We start from the raw sequence: 12,908 nt of genomic DNA on the forward strand, positions 1-12,908 counted from the left end.
AAGGTCTTGCCTTTTGAGGCGTTTGTCGCACTCTCCTTCTTAATCTTTCCAGTGCTTATCAATGAAGGCTTGCCGACCTGAGCCTTGGCGGTAGGCTTGGTAGTGGTCAGGGTTCTTGGCATGGAAGTCTTGGTGGTATTCTTCGGCAGGATAGAAGGTTTGGGCCAGTTCAATTTGGGTAACGATAGGTTTATCAAAACGACCACTGGCTTCCAAGGCTTCTTTGGAGGCTTGGGCGATAGCCTTTTGTTGGTCATCGTGGTAGAAAATTACGGGACGGTAAGAGTCCCCCCGGTCCGCAAATTGGCCCATGGCATCAGTAGGATCGGTTTGTTGCCAATAAATCTCCACCAGGTCTTGGTAGGAAATCCGTTCGGGATTATAGGTGATTTGCACCGCTTCCGTGTGCCCCGTTCCCCCCAGACAAACTTCGCGATAAGTGGGGTTTTCGGTGTGCCCACCTGTATATCCGGACACGACTTTTAAAATCCCCGGCATGGTCTCAAAAGGTTGCACCATGCACCAAAAACAGCCCCCGGCAAAAGTAGCTAATGCTTGACTCATCCTTAGTCCTTCTTTCTATACTTTAGTCTTTCAAACATGACTCATTGTAAAGACTGATAAAGGCAAAAACAAGACTTTTGCTTGGCAGGACGGATGACTTGACTAAAAAACAGCTCCCCCAACTATGATGATTGAGAAAGCTGTTTCGTATTAGTTAAACAATTTCATTTTATGAGCATTCGCTCTTAATCTTCTTAATTTAAGCCACGAGCATTTTCCTTGGTAATTTTATCTACCCCACCCATGTAAGGAACGAGGACTTCTGGAATGGTAATGGAACCATCGGCGTTTTGCCCGTTTTCTAAGACCGCAGCCACCGTCCGACCCACGGCTAAACCAGAACCGTTTAAGGTGTGAGCCAGTTGGGTCTTGCCATCGACATCCCGGTAACGGACTTGGGCCCGGCGTGCTTGGAAGTCCACACAGTTGGAGCAGGAAGAAATTTCCCGGTAAGTATTTTGGGCGGGCATCCAAACTTCGATGTCATAGGTCTTGGCTGCTGAGAAGCCCATATCCCCAGTACAGAGGACAATGCGGCGGTAAGGTAAACCAAGTAAGTCGAGAATGTTTTCCGCATTTTCGGTCATGGCTTCCAGTTCATCGAAGGATTGGTCTGGAGTCGCTACTTTAACCATTTCTACCTTTTGGAATTGGTGCATACGGATCAAGCCCCGGGTGTCCCGTCCCGCTGAACCGGCTTCAGAACGGAAACAAGGTGAGAGGGCAGTTACTCGGATAGGCAGGTCTTCTTCCTTCAAGATTTCCTTAGCAAAGTAGTTGGTTAAAGGCACTTCTGCGGTAGGAATCAAGGTCAGGTCTTGGTCTTCGTTAGTGATTTGGTAAACGTCTTCGGTAAACTTAGGGAATTGTCCGGTCCCGTACATGGCTTGGTCGTTGACCAAGAAAGGCGTAATCATTTCCATGTAGCCTTCTTTTTGGTGTTGGTCCAACATGAAGTTATACAAAGCCCGTTCCAAACGTGCGCCCAGACCCTTATAGTAGACAAAACGTGAGCCGGACACCTTGGCCCCTGCATCCCAGTCCAGGATATCTAAATCTTCGGCTAAGTCCCAGTGGGCTTTGACTTCAAAGTCGAATTCAGGCGTCTCGCCATGGCGGTGGATTTCCACGTTCTCATCTTCGTCTTCACCGACTGGTACCCCTTCAGCAGGAAGGTTAGGAATCCGGGCGAGGATATCATGTTCTTCTTGGTCAAGTTTAGCTAAGTCACTATCCAAAGCCTTAATCTTGGTGCCCAAGGCCTTCATTTCTTGGATCTTGTCATCGGCATTTTCCTTATTACGCTTGAGTTGACCAATGGCTTCAGAAGCGATATTCCGTTCTTTTTTCAAATTTTCCGCTTCGACAATCACTTGGCGGCGTTTTTGGTCCAGGTCGCGTAAGTGTTCTAGAGTTTCCTTCTCCACTCCGCGGCCCTTCAAAGCCTCAGCCACTTGGTCAAAATTATCCCGTAATAAACGTACATCAATCATTACAAATCCTCATTTCTTTTAAACTTTTTCATTATTACTTTATTAATATTGGCGAATGCTCATTAACACTATTTGAGCAAAAAGAAAAACCATCCCGCCCTCTCAATCAAAGGGACGAAATGGTCATCATTCTGCGCGGTACCACCCTGCTTCAAGGCAAAATATGCCTTACACTTACAAATAACGGTTTGTGCCGGCGCTACTTCCTTAATACTAAGTCGTAGGCAGTCCTTGTGTGGATTCACCCAGGTCCCCTGTCCATTCTCACCCACCATGGACTCGCTAAAAAGTTTCCTAAGCTACTAGTCACAAGCATCACTTGGTCTATAAATAAAGTCATCTCCGACTTTATTGGAGTCAAACTCCAAAGTTATCTTTATTTTAAGAAGAAAAGCTGACCTTGTCAAATGGGATTTTCCTAGCTAAGCCAGATCAGAGCTTTCCGTCTCATTTTGCTTAATGTAATTATGGTAAATCTTATCGATAAAGACCGCAATGGCGTTATCTCCGGAAATATTGGCCGCGGTCCCAAAGGAATCCTGGGTCAAGTGGAGGGAGATCATGATTTGTTGCATGCCAGGGTCAACAATCCCCACCATTGGTAAGAAAGGCAAGGCCGACATAATCGCGCCCCCAGGGGTTCCCGGTGCCGCCACCATGCAGACGCCCAAGGTGAGTATGAAGCCTAAAACCATGGTGAGGTTGTGGGGCATGCCGTAAATTAACAAGAGCGCCGTGGCATTGGCCGTAATGGTAACCATAGACCCGGTCAAATGAATAGTGGCACAGAGGGGCACGACAAAGTTGGCAATGTCTTTAGAAACCTCATTTTTAGCCGCTGACTTCAAGTTGACGGGAATGGTCGCAGCGGAGGACTGGGTCCCAATCGCGGTCATATAGGCCGGGATTTGGTTTTTCATCAGTTCCCAAGGATTCTTGCCGGCGTAGGTCCCAAATAAAATAAAGAGAAAAGCCACATAGAGGATCTGTAAAAGAATCACGCAGATAAAGACCTTCCAAAAGACCGAAATAATGGCAAAAACCGAGCCACTATAGGACAGGTTACTAATATTACAGAAAATATGGATCGGTAATAAGGGTACCACAATTTTGGCCAGGACTTGGCTAATAATCCCGCCAAAGTCGCTAAAACCCTCATAAAGCACCTGGCCACGACCGTGTTGACGGAGCCAGTAGATCCCCAGGCCCATCATAAAGGCAAAAATAATCGCCCCCGTCACGTCGAAGAAGGGTTCGATCGGAATCACAAAGAGTGGTTCCAGACTGGGCGCAGTTTGGCTTAAGCGTTCAACCAAACTTTCACTGATAAAGAAAGGAAAGATCTGGCTGGCCATCAAATAGGCCAAAAATCCGCCGACGATAGTCGATAAATACGAGGTCAAGACCGTAATCCCGAGTAGCTTACCCGCTCCTTGACCCAGGTCAGCAATCCCTTGGACCACAAAACCAATAATCATAAAGGGAATCACAAAGCTTAAGAAGCTAGAAAAAATTCCGGTAAAAGTAACACAGAGCCGGAAAAACCACTCCGGTACCAAACTTAACTGTCCGACAATAATACCTAAAATAATTGCTAATAATATTCGGGGAACGAGGCCAATTTTCCTTTTTTCAAGTACTCTTGCCATCCTTTCCCACCTCCATTTCATTTTCTTATCATGGCATTCTAATAATATTAGCAAAAAGTGATCACTTTGTAAAATCAACTTAACCGCACGATTCGATAAAAAATAACCCATAAAAGGCCAAGCCTGACTAGAGACTAGACTTGGGTGATTTTTTACAGGTGTTTTAGGAAAAGTCCCTAACACTGGTATTTTCCGGATAATTTTAAATTACACTTGATTTATATTCGTGTTTTGTTAGAATAAAACTGTTGTTTGGCGCACAAAAGACCAAATATCAAGCATTTTGTGAATAATAATCACTCTGAACACTATCAATATTCGCTTATTGCCTCAAGTGATAAGCGGCAGAATAGAAAGGATATTTAATCGATGACCCAGTATTTCCAAGGTGACCTCTTCCATACCCCTGTTTACGGCCAGTTAGACTATGTCTCCCAAGCCCTGATCACGGTGGATGATAACGGTAAAATCGACCAAGTCTACCGCCAAGAGGACCCCGCTTACAGTGAAATGGTCAAGCAAGCCCAAGAATCTACTGACTTTGTTCGTTTAGAGGCCGGTCAATACTTCCTGCCTGGTCTAGTGGACCTCCATATTCACGCTCCCCAATGGCCCCAAGCCGGGATTGCTTTGGATGAGCCCCTCAATGTCTGGTTGGATGAGTGCACCTTCCCCTTAGAGGCCAAGTACGCCGATCTGGACTTCGCCCGGGCGGTTTACACCGACCTCGTCCAACAGCTACTAGCCCGAGGCACCACAACTGGGCTCTATTTTGCCTCTGCCCACTTAGAATCCTCCTATGAATTGGCTAAAATCTGCGCCCAAGCGGGTCAACGTGGCTTAGTCGGTAAGGTGGTCATGGATGATCCCGAAGCCAACCCAGACTTTTACCGGGATGCCTCGACTGACCAAGCCCTCAAGGATACCGAAACCTTTATTCAAAAAGTCCGTCAACTCGGCAAAGATTACAAGCAAGGTGTCTATCCGGTCGTTACCCCGCGTTTTGTTCCTAGTTGTACTGATGATGCCTTAGCCGGATTGGGCGAATTAGCGCAAAAATACCAGGCTCATGTTCAATCCCACTGCAGCGAAGGTCAATGGGAGCACGACTTTGTCATGGAACGCTTCCAAGGTAAACGCGACACCGAGGTCTTACGCGATTTTGGCCTCTTAGGACCTAAGTCAGTTATGGCCCACTGTAACTTCCTGAATGAAGCTGACGGCAAGATCTTCCAAGAAACCGGGACGGGGATCGGCCACTGCCCTTATTCCAATGCCTACTTCGCCAATGCGGTCCTCCCGGTTAAACGCTTGAAGGCTCAAGGCGTCAATATCGGCTTAGGAACAGATATTTCTGGTGGCTTCTCCCCAAGCCTCTATGAAAATATCCGCCAAGCCGTGGTCTCTTCCCGGATCCTCGAAGATGGGGTCGATACCCAAGTGGGCCCTGACGAACGCGGAGTCAGTGACAGCCGGATTTCCTTGGTGGAAGCCTTCTACCTGGCTACTAAGGGCGGCGGCGAGTCTCTCGACCTCCCACTAGGCAGTATCGAAAGCGGCCAAGCCTGTGACCTCCAACTAGTCGACACCAAAGTCGCCAACAACATCCTCCCCGACTTTGGCGTCTTCAATGACCCTCGAGAAATCTTTGAGCGGATTATTTACCTAGTCACCCCAGAAAACATCCGCAAGGTCTGGGTCCAAGGCGACTTAGTGGTGGATAAGGAAATATTTAGTAAATAAGCAAAATTATCACAGTTATTTTGATTAGAAAATGAGAAAAAGGTTCCGAAAACAATCGGAGCCTTTTTAATAGTCATTCAATTCTTATCTTCACTATGCAATAGGCCTATAAATCAACTAAATTAAAAATTACCTATTCTTAAGTAAATAAAATGGTAAAGTAATTTTAGCTGTAAATTTTTAAAACAATAGTTATACTTACTAGCGTTTAGCTAAAACAAAATCTTATTTAAAGGAGTATACTTCCTAATGAACGACAAAGATAGAAAAGAGTTTGAAGCTCCTGTTCGATCAATAATAACCGCCCTTGAAAGTATAGCCTTAGTGATCATACTTTATATATATGCTTCTATTACTAGCCAATTCGAAGCATATATTAATTTTAAAAGTAGTATGGCTCTTACATTTTTGTGTATTTCAATTACTTACGGCTTTTATTTTTATCAAATTAGATTAAAAAGCGATCACGTTATACCTCATAACTTAAATTCTAAAGTTATAAGCACTAATATGCGTATATTTATAATCATAATTGCTGTAATATTATCTTCTCTACCTGACTTTTTTTCATCTGTAATTTTCCCTTCGAGTCAAAACGCTACTGATATCTGGTTCCTAGAACAGATTTTAACATTGTTAATCTCTATTTCTTTAATATTTATCTTTAAGCAAATATCTTTAAAAGACTCCACCTTGATAAAAAAAATAAACCATTCTTCTTATAAATTTAGCAAGCTAGAATTAAGTCTATTTTCATTATTGGTCATTCCTTACTTGCTCCTTGTCTTAGATAAAGGAAGTTTTGACCTTAAAAATAACAATATAAATTTAGAAAATATAGAAAAAGATAAAATTGTAAAGGTCGAAAAAATGCAAAAAGAACTTTCACTTCACAAAGAAAGAGATACATTCTACATTATTTATCCAATCAACAACGATTTAATTAGGGTAAATTCAATTCAAAATAGCAACCCTGTTGTACAAAGCTTTTATATGTATTTCTTCTTATACATACTTTGTATACTCACCATGAAAGTAGGACGATTTATTGCCTTGCTACTATATTGGAAACAGTGTTCAACTAATGACTCTACACAACTATCCAATAAAAATAGTCATATATCGGAAAGTAAGATTTTTTATAACGAATTTTTCTTAATAGACTTAGATAAATAAAGGTTTAGATTCTTTTATTTTATAATCTTTAAAGGGAGGCAGTATGAGGAATATCCATTCAAACTTTCCTAAGCACTCTGTTATCTCCATCCCTAGCGATGACGAGGTCATGAGTCTATCCGAGAGATTACTTGAAGACAATAAAAAGATCTATGAAGAATTAGACAAATAGTCAATTTTACGACTGTGCCCACTGAGTCACGGTCGTTTTTTATTCAACCCATCCTCTTTACCGCTTAGCCCAAATTTCCCACCGCTTAGCTAGAAAACTCCCTGCTATCTAAGCGATTTGCTATACTAAAACTGAAGAAAAGGCAGCCTTCATTCATCATTCTCTCTAGAAAGGTAGTGAATTTATGGATGACAGTAAGATCAAGATTCAGCAAGTCATTGATCCCCACTTAAAAGAAAACTACATCACTATCCACGCCCAAACCGAGCCCCAAGCTCAAATCCTCGCCCAGCAAATTAGTCCCTGCTTGAACCAAAACCAAAAAGATATTGCCCTTAAAGTCGACGACCAGTATTTTATCCTCCACACTAAGGACATTCTTTACTTGGAAGTTAGCCAGGGCATCTTGACCATCACGACTAGAAAAGGTAAGTACCAGACCCGGCAAAGTCTCTCGTCTTTAGCTGACAAGTTAAACAGCCAGGACTTCATCCGTATCTCTAAGTACGCCATGGTCCGTATCCAAGCTATCGAGCGCTTGGAGATGGCCTTTTCTGGGAATATGTATGCCTACCTTTCTACCGGTCAACGGGTCAATGTTTCCCGGCGTTTCGTCAACAACCTCAAAGTCCGCTTAGGTATCTGAAAGGAGTCTCATCATGAAAAATATTCTCAACGCTATCTCACAAAGTGTCTCCCTAGCCATCATTATCTGGGTGATTATGGGAGCGATTTACACTGAAGATTGGTCCTATGTCACCATGTTAGGCTCAGTCATGTTCTTCGGTGCGGTGATCGGAGGGACCTCAGCGATCTATCAATACAGCTCTTGGCCCCTCTTAGCCAAGGTTTCCGTCCACTTTACCGTTTCCCTCCTGGCCTTCATCTTGATGGGCTACGCCAACCACTGGTTTCCACTCACTGGACAAGTCCTAGTAAGTGTCATTGTCTACTTCGCCCTCATCTTCTTTGCCATTTGGACCTGCTACTACTTCTATAACCGCCACAAGATCAATCAAATTAACCAGCAACTGAAAAAGAAAAAAGATTAACACGAGCGTATGACAAAAGTCAAAAATCCCCTCAGTGGAAGTGTCTTATCCACTGAGGGGCTTTCTTCATTGTTTGGTTATTTATTAAATGATTTTAACTAGCATGCGTTCTGCTTTTGAATTTTGGTCGTTAAAGAGCCATGGCACCGGCTCGAGCACAAGGTCTCTCGCCTAGCGAGCTTCAAACGGCTAGTAAGACTATCGTCAACTAGCCGTAATTCACAACGCTTGCTATTCATGGCTAACGACCAGATTCAAAGCGCCACTCCTGCTAAAATCCTTTTATAAAAATTATTTTATTAAATAATTAGTCCACAACAATAAAAATTAACGAAGCTTCTCTAATTACTATACTCTGCAATTTTGGCATTCAACCAGTCACTGATGGACTGCATGCTTTCATGGACCTTGCGGGTGATTTGGACGAAGGGGCTGACCCGTTTGACATTTTCCGTTGGCATCAAGTCCGTCGCCAAGGCTAATTGACCGTCCACGCTGTCCACAAAGGGAATATGGAGAATTTCCGTATTAACGGCCTCCCCCTCTTCCAGAGGCGCATTGACCTCCAAATTACCGTTCATGGAATAGGAGGCTGGTTCGGTAAAGTCAGCTTCGGGACTCTCACTAATGCTGTAATTTTGGGGAACGAAGCAGGCCACAGTATTACCGTATTGGAGCTGGGTTGTGGCCTTATTGCCGCCATAGATCTCGACTTCCTCACCATTGTTATAGAGGGCGCCTTGGGGAATCAAGACAATCCAATCCAAAGTACTTTGGAGATCAGAGAGCAAACGAGAAGTTTCCAGGAAGCGGTCTTCATTACTTCCCGCTCCCAAAGTCACTAGGATAACCGGCCGTTGGTTGATAAAACTAGTGGCTACCAAACAATAGCCCGCCCCCAGTTCGGTCCCCGTCTTCAGTCCGGTAATATCCCGTCGCCCGTAAGTCATCCCGGGCAGGAGTTGGTTACTATTGGTCATGGTCACCTGCCAGTCAGGAGCCACTTGGAAGACTTTTTCTTCCACTTGGGAGCGACTTTGGATATCGGGGTAATCCTTGAGCAATCTTTGGACCACGAGGGCCAGGCTTTTTGCTGAGATTTGGTTTTCTTCCGTCTCGCTGTATTGGCCGGGGCGAGCGTCAGCCCGGAGTTCGCCGCGGAGGCCAGAAGCGGAGACCAAGTTATAATCTTTGATGCCGAGTTGGTCTAACTTCTGGGCCATGAGTTCGATAAAGTGGTCTTCACTGCCAGCCACCTTTTCTGCTAGGGCCACCGTGGCGGAGTTGGCGGAAGCAATAATGACCGCATCGATCAATTGGTCGACGCTGTAGTTGGCCGGTCCCGCCACTAAAGGCACGTTGGATAGGCCTTCTGCTTGGGACTGCTTAGCCAAGGCAGGTGAGACGGGGACGGCTTCATCGAGGGAAAGCTTGCCCTGGGCCAGTTGGTCATAGATCACATAGAGGCTCAGTAACTTGGTCAGGGAAGCAATCCCATGCAAGTCATCGGCGGCCTTCTGGTAGAGAATTTGTCCCGACTCTTGGTCAATAGCGATGGCATGCTTGAAGCCGTATTGCTGGCTCTGGGTGAGTTGGTCAGAGAAATCTGCCACCGTCTCGCCACTGGCTAAGACTGGACTAGCAAAAAAGACCAAAGCCAGGATTGCCCCAGCCACACTGCTGGCGATCTTCTTAGTCACTGTCTTCATGCTTATCAGCCTCCTTCTTATCAAGGGGTTGTTGGTTGGGTAGGACGAAAATAAAGCGGGTTTGGCCATGGTCGGATTCAGCCCAAATCTTGCCGTGGTGCAAGTTGACAATGGTTTGGGCAATGGCAAGTCCGAGCCCGCTCCCCTTGGTCGTCCGAGAGGGGTCGACCCGGTAAAAACGTTGGAATAAGTTCTCCAAAGCTTCCTGGGAAATTTCGTTCCCGTCGTCGATCACTTCAAAGCGGGTGCTTTGCTTTTGCGGAATCACTCTAAGGAGAATATAGTCACCCTCCCCACCATATTTAATAGCGTTAGTAATCAGGTTGGAGAAAAGACGGACAATAGTTTCGGGGTCAATTTCCACCCAAATGTCCTCTTGACCCGAGCTATCCACCTCAATCCGCCGGCCGACCTCATCGGCCTGGAGTTCAAATTCGGCACTTAATTGTTCTAAGAGGCGGACTACATTGGTCTTTTGGGTATTGATCTTAGTATTGATATTTTGAATCTTGGTATACTCAAAGAGATCCTCCACCATTTTCTGCATCTGCAGGGCCTTGTCGTAGGCAATATGAACATATTCTTGGATCTTCTCGGGGTCATCGATTTGCTTATTTTCAATTAGTCCCAAGTAACCAATCACCGAGGTCAGAGGGGTGCGGATGTCGTGACTCATATTGGCGATCAGTTCGTCTTTGGATTCCTCAATCCGGCGTTCCTCCTCCATAGCCTTCACCGTCGAATCGACCAGTCGGTTAATGGACGAGACCACGGGTTCCATGCTGTTCATATGCTTGGTAGAAATTTTATGGTTGTAATTGCCCTTGGAGATGTAGTGGAGCTCATCGAGGATAAAGCCTAATTGAATGGTGCGGTTGCGTCGATAGACCCGCCAGATTAATATCATCAAGCCCGCCATCAAGTAAAAGGCGGTAAAACCAAGGAGAAAATAGCGTTGGAAGCGAGGAAAGAAAAGCAACCAATAAGGATTTTCCTGGGCCACAAGGGGCATGAAATAGTCGGTCAGGGTAATAAAAACAAAGACCATCCCAAAATAACCGATCACCAGTAAGGCAGTTACGGCGATGGTTTCAAACAGTAATTCCGTAAAAATACGTAAGCGTCTTTTAGCGGGCATGGGCTCTTTTTCCTTCTTTCCTAGCCTATGGGCAGGGCAAAAAGTAGCGTCAGCGCGCTACTCTAAGCTTGTCTTCGGCAGATTTAGTATGGCACTCTTCAGTCGCGTTCAGACGCTCACCTTGAAGTTGCTTCAAGCCTCTGACGGCGTCCTCACATCCTTTTCAAACCTGCTCCAAGCGCAAGGCAAGCGTCCATTTCAGAAAATGGCGACAAATTCTCTTGGAGAATTTTTACGCCCTTTTCTTCCAATAGTCTTGCCTTCTAGTGCGCTTGTCGCACTCTCTTCCTATTCACTGATCTTATAGCCTACTCCCCAGACAGTGGAGATGACTTTGTCGCCGCCGGTTGCGGTTTCGATTTTGTCGCGGAGGTGGCTGACGTGGACCATGACCGTCTTGGCGGAGACCACGGATTCTTGTTGCCAGACCCGTTCAAAGATTTCATCGGCTGAAAAGACTTCATTAGGGTGGGAAGCCAAGAGATAGAGAATGCCAAACTCAAGAGCTGTTAACTGGATATCTTCCCCGTCAATAGTTTTGACTTCGTGGGAGTTCTTATGGATGATCAAGGGACCAATCTCAATGGTATCGCCACTGCCTTGGTCACTAGCTCCCGACCGGCGTAAGAGGGACTTGACCCGAGCCATCACTTCTAAGGGGTTAAAGGGCTTGGTCACATAGTCGTCAGCTCCCGTAGTTAAGCCGGAAATCTTATCCATATCAGCGGATTTGGCGCTCAATAGGAGAATCGGCACGTCGACTTCCCGGCTCCTTAATTCCTTGACCACAGTCAAGCCATCCTTACCAGGCATCATAATGTCTAAAATAATTAAAGCAATATCGGGGTTTTCACTAATCCGTTTTAAAGCTTCATCTCCGTCATAAGCTTGGATCACATCATAACCTTCATTGCTGGAATAAATAGTTAGTAATTCAACAATTTCCTTGTCGTCATCAACGATCAATAATTTCACAAGGATCCCTCCTCTGTTTATTTTTAATAAGACTGAGGCAAAAAATCCTAGCCTCTTTTTGCGCTTGTCGCACTTTCTTAAACCTGCTCCAGTCACAGGACGAACGTCCGCTTCAAAAACTGGTAACGCTCATCTTAGATGAGCTTATCCCAGTTTTCTCCAGCGATTTCGTCCTTTTGCGTGACTGTCGCACTTTCTGTGAAACTTTTTTGGTTTTGAATCTATTCTACCAAAGATCCGCCCAGCAATAATCTCATTCGCCTTAAAATCTGCTTAAGAAAAGCTTAAATTCAAAGCAATCCGAACAACTTTGCACCTATTTCTTAAAAAAATCCTTAGTTTTTTTATATATTATTTCAATTCTCCTTAACGTATAATGGATTTAACGGAGCTGTTGTGACAGCTTTCAAGACCTAATTTTTTCTCTAGACATGCTGAAAGCGAGGCGACCGCCATGTCCACACCCAAGGATTTTCACCCGAAGCCAGTCTCCCCCAAACCCTCCTGTCCTAAAGACAAGCCGGTCCAGCGAAGTGGAGCTGGAAAGCAAGAGAAGGCCTTGAAATCTGATTCCAATAAAGGCCAACACTTGGCCCGAGAAACGCGGTCGCTTAAGCGGGCCCGTTTAGCCAACCGGATCTTCAATCTGGTCGGGATTTTAGGGATAATCTTAACCATCTGGCTGATCTACGTCGCCTATCAAAAAGGGCTCTTTTCCTCTCAAGAAAACTTAGAGGCTTTTTTGCGTGGCTTTGGTGGCTGGGCGCCCTGGCTTTTCATCCTGATTCAAATTGTCCAAACCGTTATCCCCGTCATTCCCGGAGGCTTGACCTGTCCGGCTGGGGCCGCCATTTTTGGGGTCTGGTACGGTTTCCTCTTAAACTTTATCGGGATTATGATCGGCAGTGTGATTGACTTCTGGCTGGCCCGTCGCTACGGTCGCCACCTGGTCATGGCCTTAATCGGGCCCAAGTCCTATAACAAGTACATCCACTATCTCAACACCAAGACCTTTGACCGGATCTTTATCTTTGGCATGTTCTTTCCGGTCTCCCCAGCCGATGCCCTCTGCCTCTTAGCTGGCCTCTCCAACATGTCCTTTAAACGGTTCTTCCTCTTCTTATCTCTAGGAAAACCCTTTACCTTATTTATCTATACTTACGGCCTCCTCTACTTGTCCAGCTGGATCGGCCAGCTACTGGGTCTCTAAGTCCCTAGTCCCGCCAGCCTTAGAAAG

The 12,908-nt window shown here is 45.3% G+C and carries 12 protein-coding genes and 1 other annotated feature; of the genes, 6 read left to right on the forward strand and 6 right to left on the reverse strand.

Going from position 1 to position 12,908, the window contains the following annotated elements; translation table 11 throughout:
* Positions 1-39: 39 nt before the first annotated feature.
* The 3 genes from msrA to DBT50_RS09225 form a co-directional block, all read right to left on the reverse strand.
* Entirely contained in the window at positions 40-564 is a 525-nt protein-coding gene (msrA, locus tag DBT50_RS09215) for a peptide-methionine (S)-S-oxide reductase MsrA (RefSeq protein WP_111852269.1), read from the reverse strand.
* Positions 565-758: 194 nt separating this feature from the next.
* On the reverse strand, positions 759-2,057 hold the full coding sequence (gene serS, locus DBT50_RS09220; protein ID WP_111852270.1) for a serine--tRNA ligase: 1,299 nt from the start codon (positions 2,055-2,057) through the stop codon (positions 759-761).
* A 107-nt stretch (positions 2,058-2,164) separates the two neighbouring features.
* Positions 2,165-2,382: a binding site (T-box leader), on the reverse strand.
* Between the two features lie 97 nt (positions 2,383-2,479).
* Positions 2,480-3,706 (reverse strand): dicarboxylate/amino acid:cation symporter, encoded by a 1,227-nt coding sequence (locus DBT50_RS09225; RefSeq protein ID WP_111852272.1) that lies wholly within the window; start codon positions 3,704-3,706, stop codon positions 2,480-2,482.
* Between the two features lie 369 nt (positions 3,707-4,075).
* Here DBT50_RS09225 and guaD point away from each other — a divergent pair, with 369 nt between their 5' ends.
* The 5 genes from guaD (at position 4,076) to DBT50_RS09250 (ending at position 7,849) form a co-directional block, all read left to right on the forward strand.
* Positions 4,076-5,449: a guanine deaminase gene (guaD, locus tag DBT50_RS09230; RefSeq protein ID WP_111852273.1), complete on the forward strand. Its 1,374-nt coding sequence runs from the start codon at positions 4,076-4,078 to the stop codon at positions 5,447-5,449.
* Positions 5,450-5,698: 249 nt separating this feature from the next.
* Entirely contained in the window at positions 5,699-6,625 is a 927-nt protein-coding gene (locus DBT50_RS09235) for a hypothetical protein (RefSeq protein WP_111852274.1), read from the forward strand.
* 43 nt (positions 6,626-6,668) lie between these two features.
* Complete coding sequence (locus DBT50_RS09240; RefSeq protein ID WP_258454719.1) at positions 6,669-6,797, forward strand: hypothetical protein; 129 nt, start codon at positions 6,669-6,671, stop codon at positions 6,795-6,797.
* 184 nt (positions 6,798-6,981) lie between these two features.
* Complete coding sequence (locus DBT50_RS09245; protein ID WP_111852275.1) at positions 6,982-7,443, forward strand: LytTR family DNA-binding domain-containing protein; 462 nt, start codon at positions 6,982-6,984, stop codon at positions 7,441-7,443.
* A 13-nt stretch (positions 7,444-7,456) separates the two neighbouring features.
* Entirely contained in the window at positions 7,457-7,849 is a 393-nt protein-coding gene (locus DBT50_RS09250; protein ID WP_111852276.1) for a DUF3021 domain-containing protein, read from the forward strand.
* A gap of 341 nt (positions 7,850-8,190) precedes the next feature.
* Here DBT50_RS09250 and DBT50_RS09255 read toward each other — a convergent pair whose 3' ends face one another.
* From DBT50_RS09255 to DBT50_RS09265, 3 genes are all read right to left on the reverse strand, one after another.
* Complete coding sequence (locus DBT50_RS09255; protein WP_181566110.1) at positions 8,191-9,558, reverse strand: serine hydrolase; 1,368 nt, start codon at positions 9,556-9,558, stop codon at positions 8,191-8,193.
* Positions 9,542-10,696 (reverse strand): sensor histidine kinase, encoded by a 1,155-nt coding sequence (locus DBT50_RS09260; RefSeq protein ID WP_111852278.1) that lies wholly within the window; start codon positions 10,694-10,696, stop codon positions 9,542-9,544. Before DBT50_RS09260 ends, DBT50_RS09255 begins: the two co-directional genes overlap by 17 nt.
* 288 nt (positions 10,697-10,984) lie before the next feature.
* Positions 10,985-11,671: a response regulator transcription factor gene (locus tag DBT50_RS09265; RefSeq protein ID WP_013668933.1), complete on the reverse strand. Its 687-nt coding sequence runs from the start codon at positions 11,669-11,671 to the stop codon at positions 10,985-10,987.
* 454 nt (positions 11,672-12,125) lie between these two features.
* Between DBT50_RS09265 and DBT50_RS09270 the strand changes: the two genes are divergently transcribed.
* Complete coding sequence (locus DBT50_RS09270; protein WP_111852279.1) at positions 12,126-12,881, forward strand: TVP38/TMEM64 family protein; 756 nt, start codon at positions 12,126-12,128, stop codon at positions 12,879-12,881.
* The last annotated feature ends 27 nt before the right edge of the window (positions 12,882-12,908 follow it).

The organism is Aerococcus tenax (assembly GCF_003286645.3).
GTDB lineage: Bacteria > Bacillota > Bacilli > Lactobacillales > Aerococcaceae > Aerococcus > Aerococcus tenax.

What these genes read in the sequence shown, in the direction of transcription:
- DBT50_RS09260 (WP_111852278.1), bottom strand. Translation starts at nt 10,696, where the DNA reads ATGCCCGCTAAAAGACGCTTACGTATTTTTACGGAATTACTGTTTGAA.
- DBT50_RS09250 (WP_111852276.1), top strand. Translation starts at nt 7,457, where the DNA reads ATGAAAAATATTCTCAACGCTATCTCACAAAGTGTCTCCCTAGCCATC.
- msrA (WP_111852269.1), bottom strand. Translation starts at nt 564, where the DNA reads ATGAGTCAAGCATTAGCTACTTTTGCCGGGGGCTGTTTTTGGTGCATG.
- DBT50_RS09245 (WP_111852275.1), top strand. Translation starts at nt 6,982, where the DNA reads ATGGATGACAGTAAGATCAAGATTCAGCAAGTCATTGATCCCCACTTA.
- DBT50_RS09270 (WP_111852279.1), top strand. Translation starts at nt 12,126, where the DNA reads ATGTCCACACCCAAGGATTTTCACCCGAAGCCAGTCTCCCCCAAACCC.
- guaD (WP_111852273.1), top strand. Translation starts at nt 4,076, where the DNA reads ATGACCCAGTATTTCCAAGGTGACCTCTTCCATACCCCTGTTTACGGC.
- DBT50_RS09235 (WP_111852274.1), top strand. Translation starts at nt 5,699, where the DNA reads ATGAACGACAAAGATAGAAAAGAGTTTGAAGCTCCTGTTCGATCAATA.
- DBT50_RS09240 (WP_258454719.1), top strand. Translation starts at nt 6,669, where the DNA reads ATGAGGAATATCCATTCAAACTTTCCTAAGCACTCTGTTATCTCCATC.
- serS (WP_111852270.1), bottom strand. Translation starts at nt 2,057, where the DNA reads ATGATTGATGTACGTTTATTACGGGATAATTTTGACCAAGTGGCTGAG.
- DBT50_RS09255 (WP_181566110.1), bottom strand. Translation starts at nt 9,558, where the DNA reads ATGAAGACAGTGACTAAGAAGATCGCCAGCAGTGTGGCTGGGGCAATC.
- DBT50_RS09225 (WP_111852272.1), bottom strand. Translation starts at nt 3,706, where the DNA reads ATGGCAAGAGTACTTGAAAAAAGGAAAATTGGCCTCGTTCCCCGAATA.